Below are 19,039 nucleotides of genomic sequence, written 5' to 3'. Positions count from 1 at the left end.
TACAGTATGTAAAATGTTATATCCAATTGTTGTATCTGTACCAGGCCATCGTTTCCTGCACTCCCTGTTCAAGGTTGTAAGCAGGGTAGAAGCCCAATTCGCGTTTTGCTTTATCGATGTTGATCTTCCAGTTGATCGCTGTCAGCTCATGCAGCTTCTCCCGGTTCAGCAAAGGCACCGCGTTTATAAAGCGATACGTTTTCTCCAGAATAAATGCCAGACCTTTGACCATGCCATACGGCAAATGGATCCGGGTGGTCTTTTTCTGTAAACAGGCCTTCACAGAGTCTGCAAGCTGGTACCGGTTGTAAGAACGTCCATCCGAAACATTGAACACTGTTCTTGCTGCTGATGCATTGAACAATGTGTTGATCCCGATGACAGCAAGATCTTTTACGTATACAAAGCTCAGTTCCTGCTCCTTTTTGCCGATATATGGCTCCCAACCCCGCTTGATGGTACGGAAGAGAATGAATATATCTTTCTCTCTCGGACCGTAGACAGCAGTCGGGCGTAACACCACATACGGAAGAGATAATGTTTCCAGTTTCTGTTCTGCCAGCAATTTGCTCTTGCCATAAGCCGTAACCGGCCGCGGACTGGTAAGCTCTGTGATCGTTCCGGTTGTTTCTGTAAGTGGGCCGAGTGCTGCGATACTGCTGATGAAGACCATTTTTTTAAAAGAGGGTCCTAACGCTTCCGCAGCTTTGGCCAGGTTATATGTATAACCTGCATTGATGGTGTTGTATTCCTCCTGTGAACCAGCTTTGGTAGTGCCGAGTGCATGTACGATATAATTCACGCCGGCTTTTTCCAGTTCGTTCGTAAGACTTGCTACATCAGAGAAGTCGGGATAGCAGTATTGAATGTTGTGCACCTGGAGATGCCGGACGTCACTACTGCGGCGAACTGCTGCAATCACGTCGAGCCCCATTTCAAGCGCAGCTTCGATCAGGTGAAACCCTATAAAGCCGCTGGCGCCGGTTATCAATACTTTTTCCTTCATATCAGTTTCTCGTAAATCCTGTACTTCTTATATGCCGTTCCGTTAATATCTTCAATTCCTTTCTTCATCATCTCATTATGCTCCAGTATCCAGGAGGCTTCCGCCCCGCGCATGTTCTTCTTTTTCGCACTCTGTATGATCCTTGCATAAAAGCAGGCTTCGATACCGAGCTTTCTGTACCCGTCCACCACTCCGAGGGCAAGTACCCTCAGGTATTTGACCTTTTTAACGCCAAACAGCAGTTTGAAGATGCCAAATGGCAACAAACGGCCTCGTGGTATGGTCCGCAAGATCTCGTTGATATCGGGAATCCCCAATGCGAAACCGACGAATGCCCCATTATGTTCGGCGACTAAACAAAAATCCGGGTCGAGAATCATTTTCATGTCCTTTGCCAGGTATGCAAATTCCGCATCTGTGGCAGGGACAAAGCCCAGGTTTTTATCCCAGGCCGAATTATATACTTCTTTTACTTTCCGCACCTCGTTCTTAAAATCCTTCATATTGATCGGGCGGATCGTAATTCCTTTTGTTTTCAGCCGTGTTTCAAGCGCTTGCTGCAGCCTGACTGTCCGCTCATTTGCGGTACTTGTTGGCAGGTCATAAGCCAGCAGATCAACCTGCTTCTTCAGACCGGCACCTTCGATCAGCTTCATGTAATAGGGCTTGTTGTAGGTCATCATCGCCACCGGTGGCATGTTAAAACCGTCAACAAGCAGCCCGCAGGTATCATTGGTAGTGGGGTTTGTCGGTCCAACAAGCGTTTTGGCTCCCTGTTGCTTCAGCCATTTGGTTGCAGCGGAAAAGAGTTCGTTTGCCACCTCCTGGTCATCGATCACGTCGAAGAATCCGAAGAAGCCGTCGTTCGTTTTATTAAAGCTATTATGATTGTTATTAATAACAGCTGCAATGCGACCAACCACCTGCTTATCGCGATAAGCCAGGAACGCCTGAAGTTTCGAGTGTTCGTGAAAAGGGTGTTTCCCCGGACTTAAGAGATCCTTTTGAGCGATGAACAGTTCCGGTACATAATTACTATCACCCTTATAAAGATCATGCTGAAAATCGATAAACGTCTTTAGCTGTTTCCCGGATTTAACCTCCACGATGTCGATCATAATTCCTGATTTTGAAGCGCCGTTTTTATATCCAGCTTGATAGCGGCTTTGTTCAGTTGTTCAACTGCAAAGTCGATCTGGCTGAATGTATGAGTAGCCATCAGGGAGAATCGGATCAATGAAGAGTCGGAAGGCACAGCCGGTGAAACCACAGGGTTTACAAAGATGCCTTCTTCCTGCAGCATACGTGTCAGCAGGAAAGTCTTATGATTGTCTCTTATATATACAGGAATGATGGGGCTTTCGGTGATACCGGTATAGAAGCCGCAATCTTTCAGTAACTGAAGAGCATAATTTGTATTTGCCCAGAGATTATCGATGCGTTCTGGTTCCTGTTGGATCAGGTCCAGCGCAGCGATCACGCTGGCGGCAGAAGCCGGTGTCATGCTTGCACTGAATATCAAAGAGCGTGCTTTGTGCTTCAGGTAATCGATCACATCCGCATTACCTGCAATGAACCCGCCAAGTGACGCCAGTGATTTACTGAACGTACCCATGATCAGGTCCACATCCTGGGTCAGGCCGAAGTGAGAAGCAGTTCCTGCTCCTTTATCACCGATCACACCAAGACTGTGCGCGTCATCCACCATGATGTTTGCGCCATATTTGTTAGCGAGCTGAACGATCTCCGGAAGCTTGACGATATCACCTTCCATACTGAAGATCCCGTCCACCGCGATCAGCTTCATGGCATCCGCCGGCAGGGGAGCAAGCTTTGCTTCCAGGTCGGCCATATTATTATGCGCATACTTGATCACTTTTGAAAACGAAAGACGGCAGCCATCGATGATGGAAGCGTGATCATATTCGTCAATGATCAGGTAATCATGTCTTCCCGTAAAACTTGAAAGAGCACCCAGGTTAGCCTGGAAACCTGTACTGAAAAGTACAGCTGCCTCTTTTCCCGTATACGCAGCCAGCTTTTGTTCCAGCTCAATATGAATGTCTAATGTTCCGTTCAAAAACCTGGAACCGGCACAGCCGCTACCATATCTATCCGCAGCCAACTTACCCGCTTCAACGATCTTTGGGTGGTTGGTCAGGCCCAGATAAGAGTTAGAGCCAAACATCAATACTTTCCGTCCGTCGAGCATTACTTCGGTGTCCTGACCCGACTGTATCACGCGGAAATAAGGGTAAACTCCTGCCTGCCTGATTTTCTCTGCATCCTGAAATGATGCGACCTTTTGCTGTAGTTTTTTATGCATTTTTTTCCAAGTATTCCATTGCAGTTAATAGCAAGGACCCCATTCGCGCGAAATTACGCAAAATTGAACATTGTTCCCGGTCCTGCCTATGTCTAAAACGCGTTTTGTTATGTCTAATTGCCTCTTTCACAAGCCCATCCCACACTGTCTATCTCCCAATTTAAAAAGTTTTCCTGTAACCTGTAGGAGTAATTCCTGCGTGGTTCTTAAAAAACTTGCTGAAAAAGAACTGATCACTGAAAAACAGCTGATCAGCCACCTGCGCCACGGACAAAGATAAATCACCTAACAATACCTTTGCCTCCACCATAACTAATTCATCTATAAACGCTCCGGCGGTTTTTCCCGATAATTCCTTCACGGTCTGTGAGAGGTATTTCGGGGTCACATACAGGTGGTCCGCATAAAACTGCAGACCGCGTTGCTGGCGCGCGTGTTCCGGCAAAAGCTTCAGGAAGCGTTTCATCAGCTCTTCTTTCCGCGTCAGCCTGATCTTCTCCTGGGCATGCGATTTCCTGTAAAGCGAGGCCAGTTCAAACATGAATGCCAGGAAATGGTGCTTCACCACCTCTTCCTGGTATTCGCCGCCGATCGCACTGCCTTCGTGATTCTTCTTATGCAGAATACTGATCAGTTCCAGCAGCTCGTCAGCTTCAGCCTCTTCCATTCGCATGAACGGACTGCCACTGGCCGCGAAAAAATCGAACGCACCATAATACTTTTTGCTGATACCGGCCTGCATCAGAAAATCCGGGGTGAACATGATGCCGGTCAGACAGCAACCTTCACCCGCGTCAATAAACTGACGCACCGTATTCGGCCCCACCACCAGCACATCATTCTTCTGAAGATGATAGTCGGTCAGATTAAGCTTTATATGAAGGGAAGAATCAGTAACAATAATGATAAAAAATGCATCTACCCTGAAGGGGTAGTCGATATGATGGCCACCGTGCTCTTTCTTCTTCGGCGTCTTCGAGAACACATGCAGCCCGCTGTGCTGAGGGGACTGTCCTGTCATCTCCAAAAGATCACCAAGCTTCAAGTGCTTTATAGTCGTATTGCTCACTTCAGGCATTGGACGGTGGTTGGTTATAATTTATATCAGAGTTAATTAACTAATCTCGTTCGGTCAACGGGATTGTACAACAATCATTTTCCCCGGAATGTTCAACCCAAACGTTGCATTCCCATTTAATTGACCAGCATTAATTGGTGTCTTTCTCCTTGATCAGCAATTCATATGCACGGTTAGCGTAGCATTAACCCCGTAGTATACATCTCGCACATCCGGGATTAGAAATTTCATACAAAGATAACAGCCTTTCTAATATGGCTGTCTAATCCTGACCGTAATCTACCCCCCAAAATCGGCATTTAACCGCATTTTGTTGAATATTTGCCAGATAAATCGCCGATTTTCCCTTACATATAGGAACAAAAAAATATTCATGTCTGGTGCAATAATTTACGCGTTTTATTATCCCCAGTTGTGAATAACTCCAAATTAACAAGGGCGACCCCGATTCTTTATATTTGCCCACTTACAGTAACGCTAATTGAGCAACGCGAATTCCGCGAATTAGAGTCTGATAAAAGAAAGACAACTAAATAGATAGAAACCCCTAGAATGAATTTTGAATGATTGGAAATTTTCCCTTCAATTCGTCACAGGAATTCTGATTTATAAAGTAATTATTTGCATAATCCGATGCAGAAACGGCGTTCAACTGTAAGACCTTAATTCGCGGAATCCGCGTAAAAAAATTAGTGTATATGGCTAAAGAAAAGGACAGCAATCTTTTTGAATATACGGAAGACAGTATCAAAAGCCTCGACTGGAAAGAACATATCCGTCTCCGCCCGGGGATGTATATCGGAAAGTTGGGTGACGGGTCTGCTCCGGATGACGGTATTTATGTACTTGTAAAGGAAGTGCTGGATAACTGTATTGATGAATATACCATGGGCCATGGCAAGACCGTGGAGATCACCATTGAAGGTAAGCAGGTCACCATTCGCGATTATGGTCGCGGTATTCCTCTTGGAAAAGTGGTTGACGTAGTGAGCAAGATCAACACCGGTGCGAAATATGACAGCAAAGCCTTCCAGAAATCCGTAGGGCTGAATGGTGTGGGTACAAAAGCCGTGAACGCACTCAGCAACTATTTTAAAGTGACCGCCGTACGTGAGGGGAAAGAAAAAACCGCGGAATTTGAAAGAGGCGAGCTCACCAAAGAACACAAGGAAACAAAAACCAGTGAGCAGAATGGAACAATGGTTTCATTCATTCCGGATGATTCAGTATTCCGGAATTTCAAGTTCCACTATGAATATCTCGAAAGCCAGATCTGGAACTATTGCTTCCTGAATGCAGGCCTGAAGATCGTCTTCAACGGGAAAACCTTCGTCAGTAAGAACGGTCTGCTTGACCTCTTGCAGCGTAAAACCAACGAAGATGAGATCCGCTATCCGATCGTCCATCTTAAAGGGGATGATATCGAAGTAGCGATCACACACAACAATGACTACGGTGAAGATATTTACAGCTTCGTAAATGGTCAGCATACCACCCAGGGTGGTACGCACCAGCAGGCATTCCGCGAAGCGTATGTAAAAACGATCCGTGAATTCTTTAAAAAGGATTATGATGCATCTGATATCCGCACCGGTATCGTTGCAGCTGTTTCCGTGCGTGTGGTTGAACCCGTATTCGAATCACAGACCAAAACAAAACTGGGCTCACTGAACGTTGACATCAACGGCCCAACGATGAAACAATTTGTGAATGATTTCTTTGCCAAGGAGCTGGATAATTTTCTTCATAAGAACAGCGCCGTTGCTGACAGCCTGAAGAAAAGGATCGAGCAGAGTGAACGTGAGCGTAAAGAAATGGCCGGAATAAAAAAACTGGCAAACGAACGGGCAAAGAAAGCAAACCTTCACAATAAGAAACTGCGTGATTGCCGGGTTCACTTTAATGACGAACCACCGGCAAAAAGCAAGGAAGACTACATTTCCCGTCAGCAGGAGACCACCATCTTCATTACGGAAGGGGATAGTGCCAGCGGATCGATCACTAAATCCCGCAACGTGGATACTCAGGCTGTATTCAGCTTGCGCGGTAAGCCGCTGAACTGTTTTGGTCTTACCAAAAAAGTGGTTTACGAAAACGAGGAATTCAACCTGCTGCAACACGCATTGAACATCGAAGAAGGAATGGAAGGTCTGCGTTTCAACAATATCGTGATCGCAACCGATGCCGACGTGGACGGTATGCACATCCGTTTGCTCCTGATGACATTCTTCCTCCAGTTCTTCCCGGACCTGGTAAAACATGAAAAGGTGTATGTCCTGGAAACACCCTTATTCCGCGTTCGGAACAAACAGGAAACGATCTACTGCTACGATGAAGGAGAAAAGCAGGCCGCGATCAAAAAACTGGGCGGCAAACCTGAGATCACCAGGTTTAAAGGACTTGGTGAGATCAGTCCTGACGAATTTGCCCGCTTCATCGGCGCAGACATGCGCAAACAACTGATGCGTCTCGAACAGGGAGATCATATCCAGGCATTGCTCGAATATTACATGGGAAAAAACACCATGGACAGGCAGGAGTTTATCATTAACAACCTGAAAGTGGAACTGGATAAAGCGGAAGAAGCCGCATAATAAAAATTGAAAAGTAAAAACCAAAAAACTGCAAGGCTGTAATGGATCTTCTGATCTAAGTTTTTTAATTTTTACTTTTTAATTCAAATGTCTTTACATCTATAAACGACTTTTATGATACACATAGTTTTTAACGGCGTAGAAGTTGAGCTCATGCAGAAAGTAATGGAGCAGGACGAAACACTTGCCGGTGAAGTAGAAATAATCCGTGATGATTTTGCAGTGGGGCCACTTGCAGATCTTGATACAGAAGAAGGATGGAATGCGCGTCTTGAATGGTGGAAAACACTTTCGCAGGGTTCGCCTTACGCTGATGATTTGGTTGGCAGTTTTGACGACCGTAAAACAGTAGAAAAACTAAAAGAAAAACTGAAAGAAAATACAACGGAAGAGATCTGGATCTGGATGGGGCAGAATCAGCATGATGTAACCGGATATTACTGGCTGATGCCACAGCTCCGGGAATTCCAGGGTCGTGTGATGGTGTTGTACATGAATAATCTTCCTTTTATCAATGAGAAAGGGCAGATCTTCTACCCATCATGGCTCAGTGAGATCCAGCCCAAAGAGTTTTCCAAAGCAAAAAAACTCGCCAGACCGATCACTCTTAGTGAATTCGAAGTAGATCCTGACGAATGGAAAAAACTGGTGGAGGAAAATGCTGTCGTAAGAATGCTGGAAGGCGGTAAAAAGATTGCAGGCAAAGGCGATGATTTTTATGATCAGGAGATCATTAAGAACATCACCGGCGAATGGCAAAAAGCAAGCCGTGTATTGAGCAATACCCTGAACAGGATGAAGATCAAAACAGGGGATATTTTCATTATGTGGCGTATCCGGACTTTGATAAGTGAAGGAAAGATCGACGTAACAGGAGATACCACAAAGACATGGAAAGACTTTGATATCAAACTGGCCGGCGCCGCGAAAACGGAAAATGCTGCCGCTGAATCTGCCGCAGTCTAATATGCATATAAAAGCTATTCACCATATCGCCATACTAACGGATGATTACGAGAAAAGTAAAGCATTCTATACAGATGTGCTCGGCTTTACCGTGATCAGTGAAGTGTACCGGGAACAAAGAAACTCCTATAAACTTGATCTTGCCATTAATGGTCTTTATCAGATCGAGTTGTTCTCTTTTCCTGATTACAGGGAGCGCGCGTCTTTCCCGGAAGCAAAAGGATTAAGACATCTTGCATTCCTGGTGGATGATGTGGCTGCCTCTGCGGCAGAACTGAAGGCAAAAGGTGTAGACGTACAGGATGTTCGGATAGATGAATGGACAGGAAAGAAGTTCGTATTCTTTTATGACCCCAATGGTCAACCATTAGAATTGTACGAACAGTAAGTATCGCAAAGTTCGCTAAGATGGCGCAAAGGTCGCTAAGAACATCCTTCGCGCCCTTTGCGCAACCTTAGCGCCCTTTGCGATACTAAGAAGCAAATTTGGTTACGGGTTGAAAACAACAGAAGGCTTTAAGTACACACATTTAGGAATCATAGGAAAACAACAACAATAAGATGAGTGCTGCTAAGAACAAATTATCGGATGTACAGAATAACGACAGTGGATTGCACGGTCAGTATAAAACATGGTTCCTGGATTACGCTTCTTATGTAATTCTGGAACGTGCGGTCCCTTCTGTTGAAGACGGCTTAAAACCGGTACAGCGACGTATCCTTCACGCCATGAAAGAAATGGATGACGGACGTTTTAATAAAGTGGCCAATATCATCGGCCAGGCGATGCAGTATCACCCGCATGGTGATGCGTCCATTGGCGATGCGCTGGTGAATATGGGACAGAAAGACCTCCTGATCGAAACACAGGGTAACTGGGGCGATGTACGCACCGGAATGGACGCGGCTGCACCACGTTATATCGAAGCCCGCCTCAGCAAATTTGCACTTGAAGTGGCCTTCAATGCAAAAACTACCGATTGGCAGGTAAGCTATGATGGTCGCAAGAATGAACCCGTGACCCTTCCCATGAAATTTCCGTTGGTACTCGCCCAAGGCGCCGACGGGATCGCCGTAGGCTTGTCAACCAAGATCCTTCCGCATAACTTCTGCGAACTCATCGATGCTTCTATCAAATACCTGCGCGGCAGAAAGTTTGATCTGTACCCTGACTTCCTGACCGGCGGCATGGCCGATGTTGCCGAGTACAACCAGGGCAAAAGAGGTGGTAAGGTAAAAGTCAGAGCACATATCGAAGAGGTAGATAAGAAAACATTGGCTATTAAGAGTGTGCCCTACGGCGTTACAACAACCCAACTGATCGACTCGATCGTAAAAGCAAATGACCAGGGTAAGATCAAGATCAAAAAAGTAACCGACTTCACCGGCGCCGACGTGGATATCCACGTTGATCTTGCTGCCGGAATGTCTACCGATATCACTGTAGACGCCTTATACAAATTCACCGATTGCGAAATTTCCATTTCACCGAATACCTGCGTGATCGTGGATATGAAACCGCAGTTCCTTGGTGTAAATGATCTGCTGAAACTTTCTACCGACAGAACCAAAGACCTGCTGGAACTTGAACTGAAGATCAAGCTGGGAGAATTGCAGGAGAAATGGCATTATACATCTCTGGAAAAGATCTTCTTCGAAGAAAAGATCTATAAAGAACTTGAAAAGAAACATGACACCTGGGATAAAGTAATTGATGCGATCGATAAAGCATTTGTTCCGTTCAAAAAACAGTTGAAGCGTGAGATCACAAGGGAAGATATCCTGAAGCTCACAGAAAAACCTGTTCGCCGGATCTATCGTCTTGATATCGATGAACTGAATGCGCAGATCAAAGGATTGGAAGCTGAGATCAAACAGGTGAAACATGATCTCGCCAACCTGGTAGACTTTGCGGTTGCTTATTATGAAAATCTCCTGAAGAAATACGGTAAAGGCCGCGAAAGAAAAACAGAGATCAAACAGTTTGAAGTGATCGAAGCAAAGCATGTGGCTATTGCGAATGCAAAATTGTATGTAAACCGGGAAGAAGGCTTTATCGGTACAGGCTTGAAAAAAGATGAGTACGTGTTTGATTGCTCGGATCTTGATGATATCATTGCTTTCACCAAACGTGGTTTGATGAAAGTGATCAAAGTTTCAGATAAGACTTTTATCGGAAAAGACATTATTCACGTAGCCGTGTTCCAGAAAAACGATGAGCGGACTACCTATAACATGATCTATGCTGACGGTAAAGGAGGCATGAGCTATGCCAAACGTTTTCATGTTACCGGTATTACCCGTGATAAAGAATATGATCTTACCCGTGGAGATGACAAAAGCAAGGTGCATTATTTCAGTGTGAATCCGAATGGTGAAGCGGAGGTGGTGAAGATCATGCTTACACCCGGCAGCAGTGCGAGAAACAAGGAACTTGATTTCTATTTCGAAGAGCTGGAGATAAAGAACCGTAGCAGCATGGGTAACCAGGTAACGAAATACCCCATCAAATCCGTGAAATTCAAAGAAGCGGGACGCACTACCCTCAGCGGTAAAAAGATCTCCTTTGATGACCAGTTCGGTCGTCTGAATACCGACGGCAAAGGGCAGTTGCTCGGAAGTTTCGGCCCGGATGATCGTATACTGGTGGTCTACAAAGACGGCTACTACGAGATCGCTGACCAGGAACTGACGCAGAAGTTTGACCCGGACAATGTATTACAGATCGAAAAGTTCGATCCGGAAAAGATCATTACAGCGATCTATCTCGATAAGAAAAACCTTCAGTTCAATGTTAAACGCTTCAAGATCGAAACAACCACACTGAAGAACAAGTTCATGTTCATTAAGGAAGGGGATGGCAATTATCTGGAAGCCGTATCCACCGATGCGGAACCGGTACTGGCTGTACAAACCGGAAGAGGTGAGCAGATCAGAAAGGCAAAATTCAAGATCACCAAAGTGGCTGAAGTGGCCGGCTGGAAAACTGTTGGCACGAAATTGCTTGATTTCAGCAAGAGCGTACAAATGGAGTGGGTGAGAACGAAAGCTGATATTGCAAATCAAAACCAGACCGAATTATTCTGATAGCACATGACAGATCATTGGGAAATATATGACGTGTACAAAGCCCTGTTTGCATTGGCGGCAGGGGTTGTACTCGGCATGGAGCGCGAACTGAAGGATAAGGCAGCAGGGCTGAAAACGATCACCGTGATCTGCCTGGGCTCTGCTCTCTTCGCTGTGATCTCCCAGAAGGTGGGCGGCGCTGATGGCGAAACCACGCGCATTGCCTCTTACATCGTAAGCGGTGTCGGTTTTCTCGGCGCGGGTGTGATCTTTAAAGATCAGGTAAGTGTCTCAGGACTGACTACGGCAGGTATTATCTGGCTCGCTGCAGCGGTGGGCACCGCCATTGGATTCGGAGAGTTTTTCCTTGCATTGACATTTATGGTGGCCTCATTGCTGATCGTTTACGCGAGTCCGGTGATCAACCGGGTATTTAAGTCGAAGAAGCAGACCAGAACGTTGATCTTCACGCTGAACAAGGAGGATATTCATTTAAAGGAAGAGATCGTCTCCAGCATAGAAAAACAGGGAATACCTGTGGAGCAAAGAAAGCTTGAATCAAAGGAAGGGAAACTGGTGGTAACGATCGAAGCGGTGGTAAGGGTACAGAAAATGAAGTGGCTGGAACAGTATATGGTGGGTAATCCTTCAATTATTTCATTCAGTATTTAATACCTGGCAGGCGTATAAGTATCGCAGAGAACGCTAAGAGCCGCAAAGAACGCTAAGAAAATCTCTGCGTCCATTGCGGCTCTTAGCGTTCTCTGCGATACTTATACGCCAGATTGCATTAGGGTTTCTTCTTCCGTTTTATCCTGATCATCGCACTCTTCTCCAGGTTGCTGGATAACCGTATCTCATGTGTTTTATCTCCATCCGTTACGATCATCAGCGCCGTATTCGGAGGGATTGATCCCAGATTATCAGCAAACATCGCAAGCTCATTTACATCTTTTGTTGAATCAAGCACCAGGTCAAAGTGGACCGATCTTGTACTCAGCCGCTGTGAGAACGCGAGCAATTGCTGATTAAAGAATACAGAAATGGAATCTCCGTCAATTTCTCCATTGTCATAGAAATCCACTTTGAGGGAGTCTGACTGCACTTCGATCTCAGATGCAACGATCGTTTCTCTCTTTTTGAAATCACTTTCTACTACATAATTCACCACCTTGCGTTGAATGATCTTCACTGCAGCAACGGTATCTGTAGGAGAGGGTGTCCATACCTGGTAGGTCTCTTTATATTCCCGGATCGCCTTTAATACAGAATCTTTGACACTGGCATCGGTATTAAGCACAAGGTTGAAATTGATATCAAGGCAGGTGTATTTATTCTCCGGTAGCCCGGTAAATGCACCAACAAGGTTCGATCCGGCCTTTGCCGCCCGCAGACTGGCCCGCAGGTTCATTTCACAATCGATCTCCATTTTGGAGTTGGAGCCAAAGTACGTGACTGGAATATTGTACAGGTTCAACTCCCGGGTCTGCGCATTGTAGTTGCCTTTAACCTGAACGCTGCGGAAAGTGTTCTTAAAATAATAGTTCAGCACTCCTTTCACATAATTCTTTTCCGGCTGAAGGATCATTTCAACCAGGTAATTACTGGCAACCGCCGTCTTAACATTGCCATAGCCATACCAATAGCCGAATACAGTTTGACCGTAACCCTTAATGGTAAACAAAATTGTGGCAACAAGAAGGAACTTTTTCATGCTGAGGGTTTAATGGGAAAAGGTATAACCAGTTACTTAAGGTATCGTTTCATTTCACGCTCAACATCTTTCTGTTTGATGGTTTCGCGCTTGTCATGCAGTTTCTTTCCTTTAGCCAGACCGATCTCTATTTTCACCATATTCTTGTCATTAAAGAAAAGGCGCAAAGGGATCAGGGTATATCCTTTTTCCTTGAGTTTGGTTTCGATCTTTTTGATCTCTTTTTTCTGTAATAATAGTTTACGATCGCGCAGCGGGTCGTGATTGTTCAGATTGCCATGTGAGTATTCTGCGATATGCAACGATTTCACCCAGATCTCTCCTTTGTGGATAAGGCAATAACTATCATTAAAACTCACTCGCCCGCCTCTGATCGATTTCACCTCCGTTCCCAGCAATACCATGCCAGCTTCATATTTTACATCTATGAAGAATTCATGATATGCTGATCTGTTTTTCATCTCCGCCATCTGTAGATATATCCTTTTGCGAGCCAGGTATCAATTAAAAATTAAAAAGTAAAAATTAAAAAAGGATCTTTTCGAAGGCGCCTTTTTTACTTTTTACTTTTTAATTTTTAATTGATAAAGCTGCTTATTAATTTTTGAACAGGCTGATCACTTTCGCCAGCTTATCTTTTAATTCCGTTCTTGGTACAATAAAATCGAGAAATCCGTGCTCCAGCAGGAATTCGCTCCGTTGAAACCCTTCAGGGAGGTCTTTCTTGATCGTTTCTTTGATCACCCTTGGACCTGCAAACCCGATCAGCGCTCCCGGCTCAGCAATATTCAGATCGCCAAGCATTCCGAATGAAGCGGAGATGCCGCCAAATGTTGGATCGGTCAGTAAAGAGATATAGGGGAGACCTGCATCGCTCAGCTGAGACAGTTTACCGCTTGTTTTAGCAAGCTGCATCAAGGAGAATGCGCTTTCCATCATTCTGGCACCACCGCTTTTGCTGATTACCATGTAAGGCATCTTATGCGCGATGCAATGATCCACCGCCCTGGAAAATTTTTCTCCCATCACACTTCCGAGCGAACCTCCGATGAACTCAAAATCCATACACGCGATCACCATATCCTGGCCGCCAACTTTACCTACTGCCACCCGCATTGAGTCTTTCAGATCGGATTTGCTCCAGATCTCATCCAGCCGTTTTTTATATGGCTTAAGATCTGTAAACCCGAGATAGTCCTTTGAACGGATATTCTCAAACAGTTCTGTAAATTCTGCATTATCGAACAGGATCTCATAATATTCACTGCTGTTCACACGATGATGGTACCTGCATTTCGGGCAAACAAATAAATGCTCACGCAGTTCAGATACCGTGCAGATATAATTGCAATCCGGACATTTGGTCCATAATCCTTCCGGAGTTTCTTTCTTCTCTGAAGTCTTTGTATTGATGCCTTTTTTAATCCGTTTGAACCAGCTGGACTTTGTCTCTTCCGTTTTTCCCTCTTCACCAGCCAGGTTCGCATCGAAATCTTCGAATTCCTTCGCCATAACCTAGGTTTGTTAGGGTACAAATATAGGAAGTTTGTCGTATCGTTGACCGCAGACCGTTGTCCGTTGTCCGGAAGGGAAGTTTCGCGACACATGGCCCGAAAAAGATGATGCCTCCCGGTCAGGAGGCATCATACCAAAAAGTCTTCGAACTGATTCCGGACAACGGTGAACGGTCAACGGATAACGATCTCTTAGAACGCTTTCTTCCCATCACCACCCGATGTTCCCTTACCTGCGAGTTCGATCATAGCAGACAACTCCTGCACCAGCTTGTCATCGCTGCCGTCAAAGCCAACAGCCTTGAAACGGATATTGCCTTCTTTGTCGATCACGAATTTGGTCGGGATGCCATCTACTTTGAATTGCTCAACCACTTTGCTGTCGTTGTCCATCAGAACGTCAAAGCTGTAATTATTTTTCACCACAAAGTCTTTTGCATTCTTTTCTTTCTCATCTACCTGCTCCCAGGTGTCAACGAATACAAACTTCACATTCGGATTGTCTTTGTACTGATCCTGTGCTTTCTGCATGCCGGGGAAAGAAGCTTTACAAGGTCCGCACCAGGTAGCCCAGAAATCGACGATCACCACTTTACCTTTCAGGTCAGCGATATCGATCTTCTTGCCATCAAGATTCAATAATGCAAAAGCAGGTGCTTTTTCATTGATCATAGATTCTTTCAGGTGGGCGAGCATTGCAAGATGGCTTTCTTCTTTCAGCTTACCGATGTATGCGTCAAAACCTTCTTTTGATTTTTTCTCCTTTACATAGGCGCGTTCAAGGATCTCGGTGATGCCTGAAGTCGATTTACCATCTTTAACAAATTGCTCAAGTTCCTTTTTGTAAGTTTTTACCGGTAACACTTTTTCTGCCAGTAACGCATAAGTGCCGTTATTGTCAGCGCCTTTTCCTTCGTTGATCACGATCGCTGATTCCTTTGCATAGGGAAGCCCTTTTTTATACTGGCCGCGCTTGTAAAGGACCATCGCATAAGTATCTGCGTACATTGCATAAGTTGCCTTGCGTGCGCTTTCCCATTGTTTTTGCGTTTGATAATCCGCTTTTGGCTTTGTAGGAGCTTTCCATTGCTGTTTTGTGTAGGCAGCAGCAAAGGCAGACATTTTCTCGGCCAGCTCAAGATCACCACCGGATTCCTGGATATTCCATGCTGCGTTGTTATACAATGACGCCAGCTGTGCAGAATCCTTTACAGGGTTTGACTCAATAGCTTTTTTCAAACCAGCCCAGTCCTTTGCACCGATATAACCACTGAGGGCCATCATGCGGAAATTGGTCAGGCTGTTCCTGTAGTCTTTCCAGGCAGAATCTGTTTCAACTTTGTTGGTGATCTCCGCCAGCAACGCTTCTTTCTTTGCCGGATCTTTTTCGCTGTAGAACTTGTTCACCTGCTCAGCGATCGTCCATTTCCCATTTGGAAATTTCTCTTTCTTCAGGGTGCTGATCAGTTTCTGCTGTTGCGCCAATTTAGCGGAGAGATAGATATTCTCGAGATAGCTGTAATCAGCCTCTTCATTCAAACCGGCTTTCAGAATAGCTTCGATCTCTTTCTGAGTAGCGGCGGCTCCCGCAACAGCATTGTCTGCGGTAACCATGCGGAGATAACTGGCATAGTTGGCTTTCTTGCTTTCCGGGTACAGCTCAAACTCTTTCTCGTAGGCCTTCACTGCTTCCGCATTGTCTTTTTCACCACCAGCCTGGGTAATATAGTACTGGTGATAGAAAGACTTCTGGATATTGGCGGCACGCTTGATCTTCTCCTCATTGTTCAGCAGGAAGTATGCATAGCCTTTATTGAAGTTGTTATCAAACTTCTTGTCCACTGAAAAAGAAAAATACAGGAAGCTTCCGCTTGTATCTGTCTGTACAGTCCCTTTCAGTTTTCCATAACTCCTGGTGAGTTTTACATCAAAAGCTTTTGAGCCTTTTTCTCCCATCTGGTAAGCCACGGCTTCCACCAGTGCGGTAGTACCGGCAAGATCACCGGCTGGCTCATAAGTGATAGTGATCAGGTCGCCGGCCTTTGGCTTTTCCGGACTGATCGTAAGATTGTTCTGAGCAAACAGCTCCAGGCTGATCCCACAAAACAGCAGCAGCAGAATGTTTTGATACTTCATGGTTGAATTTTGAGTTGTTAAAACCAGTTTGCCATTGATCCCAGGTCATCCGACATAGCTTTTGCGACGGAGGACGATCTGAGGACAATGGCAAACAATACTAATCGGTGTCTCCCGAAGATATGTTTTAGTTTTTTAAAGTCTTCTCAAAAAGTTTAAAAATCCTTTTGTATTCATCTGTCCAGCTGCTGGGCTCCACAAAGCCGTGGTCTTCCATCGGGTAAGATGCCAGTTCCCAGTTGTCTTTTCCCAGCTCGATCAGTCGCTGTGACAGTTTTACGGCATCCTGGTAATGAACGTTCACATCAACCATTCCGTGGCAGATCAGCAGGTTGCCCTTTAGTCCGTCCGCGAAATAGAATGGGGAGCTTTTTTTGTAAGCGATGCTGTCGTTGAAAGGTTCGTTCAGAATGTTTGACGTGTAACCATGGTTATAGTTGGCCCAGTCCGTTACCGGCCTTAAAGCGGCGCCGGATTTAAAGACATTCGGTTCGGTGAACAATGCCATCAGCGAAATAAAACCGCCGTAAGAACCGCCATACAGACCGACATTGCCTGCATTTACACCGAAGTTTTTCACGAGGTACTGTACTGCATCCACATGATCGGTGAGATCCTTTCCTCCCATATGACGGTAGATCCCTGTTCTCCAGTCGCGGCCGTAACCTGCGCTGCCGCGGTAATCGATATCCATTACGTAATACCCGTTATCCACAAGCATATTGTTGAACATATACTCGCGGAAATAACTACTCCACCATTTGTGCGCATTCTGCAGATAACCTGCTCCATGTACAAAGAGTACGGCTGGTTTGGAAGGGGCGGGGTTGGCTGGTTTGTACAGGCGGGCATATACGGTTGCTCCGTCACGCGCAGTGAAGCTGATCACTTCAGGTTCGCGCCAGTTGTAGCTTTTGAATTCCGCGCTTTGGGCTTTATCGGTGATCTGCTCCATTTTTGCTCCCGGTTTATTTTCCTGGAGATAGAGCTCCCATGGTTTGTTGGAGTAGGAATAAAGGATGGCGAGATACTTTTCATCTGGTGAAAGTGTTACCTGGTTTGAACCGGTCATCGTTGTCAGGCGTTCTTTTTTGCCTGTAGCGATCGTCAGGCGGTAGAAATGCTGTTCTCCCGGATGCACTTCATTCGTGCTCAGGTAGAAGGTCTTTTTGTCTTTGGAAAGACGTGCCTGCTGTACCTCATACTTCCCTTCTGTCAATGCCTTCTTTTCGTTCGTAGCGGCATTGAACGTGTAGAGGTGGGAGTAGCCGGTAGCTTCAGACTGGAAATAGAATGTCTGATCATCGATCCAGCCAGTGCCGCCAAAGCCAATGCCGGGGCCGGCGATCCATGCCTCATCACGCTGACGGTCCAGCAGGTTGAGTTTACCTGAAGTGGTATCCATCAGCATCAGCCAGCGGTCTTTGCTGTCCTCTGCGCGGATATCAAGCACGGCGTATTTCCCATTGGGAGACCAGAAGGGCCCGCTGATACTTACGGCACGGGCTGCATTTCTTTTCTTTCTTTCTTCAGCCTGTTTTGGATAGTCTTTTACATAGTCGGGCAGGTCTCTGATACCGGGGATCGAGTCCGTTCTCACCAGCCAGACAGTGTCTTTTGCGCGATCATATACATAGAACTCCGTACTTCCCAGCGGCGCGCCGACTTTTGTGCGGGCAGGGATATCAGTAGTGAATCCTGATTCAGTTACATAACTGGGCACGATGGTCGACTTTGCATTTGCAGCTGCTTTGGAAAGGCGGTAGGTAATAAAGCGGCCGTCAGGGCTGATGTTCAACCCCTGCAGGGCCTTATCGCCGAGTGGAATGCTTTTCAGCTCTTTGGGTTTGGGAAGGGTTTTAGTATATGCTTCGCCTTTTTCTCTTTTTTCTTTGCGCGACTTCAATACTTCGAAGTAGCGGAGCTGATCATTTTTCATCCACTCTTCCTGCAGGTTTACATCAGCGCGGGGTGTGGGGGGAGCCGCACCGGCAGTAGCTGTTGGTGGTCCGGTTCTACGAGGGCCTCCCGCGCCAGCGCCAGCTCCTGCTGCTGCCGGGGCCGGAGAAGCTTCGCCTGCACGAATATTGGTCAGCTGCATGGTTTCTCCACCGGCAATGTCCCATGCGAACAGGTTCATGCTGCGTGAATAAACGATCTTTGTGTCATTGAATGAAAACTGGGCACCGGATTCTATTTCGGTGGTTTGCGTAATGCGTTTTGTTTTCCCGGTCTTCACATCCACAAAAAAGACATCGCCGTCACGGCCATATACATAAGCGGTGCGTGCCTGGTTGTAAACGAAGGTACCGGTGCTGCGGAGATCCTGTGTTTCGGTAACAGAGGCCTTTCTCGGTTTCTTATCTTTCAGGGAAATGTAATAGGCGGAGTCCGCGAGCGCTCCATCCGGGTTCCAGCTGAAATACAAATACTGTCCGTCCCCGGTCCATTGGGTGGAAGTAGGAGAAGTGCCCATCCATTTCGGATCGCGCATGATCTTGTCTACCGTCAGCGGCGCAAGAGTAGTTTGGGAAAACGACTGAATGCTGATCAGCAAACAGATAGCAATAAGCAGTTTTGGCATGATGAAGGAATTAAAAAGTCAAAAATCAAAAGTAAAAAATAAAAAAACTATT

The 19,039-nt window shown here is 45.9% G+C and carries 14 protein-coding genes; 5 read left to right on the top strand and 9 right to left on the bottom strand.

What is annotated here, in order from left to right:
- Positions 1 to 16: 16 nt before the first annotated feature.
- The 4 genes from LZZ85_RS05125 to LZZ85_RS05110 form a co-directional block, all read right to left on the bottom strand.
- On the bottom strand, positions 17 to 1,006 hold the full coding sequence (locus tag LZZ85_RS05125) for an NAD-dependent epimerase/dehydratase family protein (protein ID WP_237869183.1): 990 nt from the start codon (positions 1,004 to 1,006) through the stop codon (positions 17 to 19).
- Positions 1,003 to 2,124, bottom strand: a complete 1,122-nt coding sequence (locus LZZ85_RS05120; protein WP_237869181.1) for a GNAT family N-acetyltransferase — start codon at positions 2,122 to 2,124, stop codon at positions 1,003 to 1,005. The genes LZZ85_RS05125 and LZZ85_RS05120 overlap by 4 nt, the downstream gene beginning before the upstream one ends.
- Positions 2,121 to 3,332, bottom strand: a complete 1,212-nt coding sequence (gene spt / locus LZZ85_RS05115; protein ID WP_237869179.1) for a serine palmitoyltransferase — start codon at positions 3,330 to 3,332, stop codon at positions 2,121 to 2,123. The genes LZZ85_RS05120 and spt overlap by 4 nt, the downstream gene beginning before the upstream one ends.
- 160 nt (positions 3,333 to 3,492) lie before the next feature.
- Complete coding sequence (locus tag LZZ85_RS05110; protein ID WP_237869177.1) at positions 3,493 to 4,410, bottom strand: helix-turn-helix domain-containing protein; 918 nt, start codon at positions 4,408 to 4,410, stop codon at positions 3,493 to 3,495.
- A gap of 698 nt (positions 4,411 to 5,108) precedes the next feature.
- Here LZZ85_RS05110 and LZZ85_RS05105 point away from each other — a divergent pair.
- The 5 genes from LZZ85_RS05105 to LZZ85_RS05085 all read left to right on the top strand — a co-directional run bounded on the left by LZZ85_RS05105 (position 5,109) and on the right by LZZ85_RS05085 (position 11,711).
- Positions 5,109 to 7,004: a DNA topoisomerase IV subunit B gene (locus LZZ85_RS05105; protein WP_237869176.1), complete on the top strand. Its 1,896-nt coding sequence runs from the start codon at positions 5,109 to 5,111 to the stop codon at positions 7,002 to 7,004.
- 114 nt (positions 7,005 to 7,118) lie between these two features.
- Positions 7,119 to 7,970: a DUF1835 domain-containing protein gene (locus tag LZZ85_RS05100; protein WP_237869174.1), complete on the top strand. Its 852-nt coding sequence runs from the start codon at positions 7,119 to 7,121 to the stop codon at positions 7,968 to 7,970.
- 1 nt (position 7,971) lies between these two features.
- A complete protein-coding gene (gene gloA2 / locus LZZ85_RS05095; protein ID WP_237869172.1) occupies positions 7,972 to 8,358 on the top strand; it encodes an SMU1112c/YaeR family gloxylase I-like metalloprotein in 387 nt (128 codons plus the stop codon).
- Between the two features lie 173 nt (positions 8,359 to 8,531).
- Positions 8,532 to 11,057: a DNA gyrase/topoisomerase IV subunit A gene (locus LZZ85_RS05090; RefSeq protein ID WP_237869170.1), complete on the top strand. Its 2,526-nt coding sequence runs from the start codon at positions 8,532 to 8,534 to the stop codon at positions 11,055 to 11,057.
- A gap of 6 nt (positions 11,058 to 11,063) precedes the next feature.
- Entirely contained in the window at positions 11,064 to 11,711 is a 648-nt protein-coding gene (locus LZZ85_RS05085; RefSeq protein ID WP_237869168.1) for an MgtC/SapB family protein, read from the top strand.
- A gap of 118 nt (positions 11,712 to 11,829) precedes the next feature.
- Here the strand turns inward: LZZ85_RS05085 and LZZ85_RS05080 are convergent, their stop codons facing one another.
- From LZZ85_RS05080 to LZZ85_RS05060, 5 genes are all read right to left on the bottom strand, one after another.
- A complete protein-coding gene (locus tag LZZ85_RS05080) occupies positions 11,830 to 12,753 on the bottom strand; it encodes a hypothetical protein (RefSeq protein WP_237869165.1) in 924 nt (307 codons plus the stop codon).
- Positions 12,754 to 12,785: 32 nt separating this feature from the next.
- Positions 12,786 to 13,214: an SsrA-binding protein SmpB gene (gene smpB, locus LZZ85_RS05075; RefSeq protein ID WP_284698420.1), complete on the bottom strand. Its 429-nt coding sequence runs from the start codon at positions 13,212 to 13,214 to the stop codon at positions 12,786 to 12,788.
- 136 nt (positions 13,215 to 13,350) lie between these two features.
- Complete coding sequence (gene accD / locus LZZ85_RS05070; protein ID WP_237869155.1) at positions 13,351 to 14,265, bottom strand: acetyl-CoA carboxylase, carboxyltransferase subunit beta; 915 nt, start codon at positions 14,263 to 14,265, stop codon at positions 13,351 to 13,353.
- 194 nt (positions 14,266 to 14,459) lie between these two features.
- The gene (locus LZZ85_RS05065) at positions 14,460 to 16,403 is read right to left on the bottom strand and encodes a TlpA family protein disulfide reductase (RefSeq protein ID WP_237869147.1); all 1,944 of its coding nucleotides are present in this window, start codon (positions 16,401 to 16,403) and stop codon (positions 14,460 to 14,462) included.
- Between the two features lie 127 nt (positions 16,404 to 16,530).
- A complete protein-coding gene (locus tag LZZ85_RS05060; protein WP_237869145.1) occupies positions 16,531 to 18,987 on the bottom strand; it encodes a S9 family peptidase in 2,457 nt (818 codons plus the stop codon).
- Positions 18,988 to 19,039: the final 52 nt, after the last annotated feature.

The sequence above is a fragment of the Terrimonas ginsenosidimutans genome (genome assembly GCF_022012415.1).
GTDB classification, from domain to species: Bacteria; Bacteroidota; Bacteroidia; order Chitinophagales; family Chitinophagaceae; genus Terrimonas_A; species Terrimonas_A ginsenosidimutans.
Note: the sequence above shows the minus strand (reverse complement) of the source record. Positions and strands in the feature narration are given on the sequence as shown.

Coding starts and splice junctions, on each gene's coding strand:
- gloA2 (WP_237869172.1), top strand. CDS start 7,972: ATGCATATAAAAGCTATTCACCATATCGCCATACTAACGGATGATTAC.
- LZZ85_RS05120 (WP_237869181.1), bottom strand. CDS start 2,124: ATGATCGACATCGTGGAGGTTAAATCCGGGAAACAGCTAAAGACGTTT.
- smpB (WP_284698420.1), bottom strand. CDS start 13,214: ATGAAAAACAGATCAGCATATCATGAATTCTTCATAGATGTAAAATAT.
- LZZ85_RS05085 (WP_237869168.1), top strand. CDS start 11,064: ATGACAGATCATTGGGAAATATATGACGTGTACAAAGCCCTGTTTGCA.
- LZZ85_RS05060 (WP_237869145.1), bottom strand. CDS start 18,987: ATGCCAAAACTGCTTATTGCTATCTGTTTGCTGATCAGCATTCAGTCG.
- spt (WP_237869179.1), bottom strand. CDS start 3,332: ATGCATAAAAAACTACAGCAAAAGGTCGCATCATTTCAGGATGCAGAG.
- accD (WP_237869155.1), bottom strand. CDS start 14,265: ATGGCGAAGGAATTCGAAGATTTCGATGCGAACCTGGCTGGTGAAGAG.
- LZZ85_RS05080 (WP_237869165.1), bottom strand. CDS start 12,753: ATGAAAAAGTTCCTTCTTGTTGCCACAATTTTGTTTACCATTAAGGGT.
- LZZ85_RS05090 (WP_237869170.1), top strand. CDS start 8,532: ATGAGTGCTGCTAAGAACAAATTATCGGATGTACAGAATAACGACAGT.
- LZZ85_RS05125 (WP_237869183.1), bottom strand. CDS start 1,006: ATGAAGGAAAAAGTATTGATAACCGGCGCCAGCGGCTTTATAGGGTTT.
- LZZ85_RS05105 (WP_237869176.1), top strand. CDS start 5,109: ATGGCTAAAGAAAAGGACAGCAATCTTTTTGAATATACGGAAGACAGT.
- LZZ85_RS05065 (WP_237869147.1), bottom strand. CDS start 16,403: ATGAAGTATCAAAACATTCTGCTGCTGCTGTTTTGTGGGATCAGCCTG.
- LZZ85_RS05100 (WP_237869174.1), top strand. CDS start 7,119: ATGATACACATAGTTTTTAACGGCGTAGAAGTTGAGCTCATGCAGAAA.
- LZZ85_RS05110 (WP_237869177.1), bottom strand. CDS start 4,410: ATGCCTGAAGTGAGCAATACGACTATAAAGCACTTGAAGCTTGGTGAT.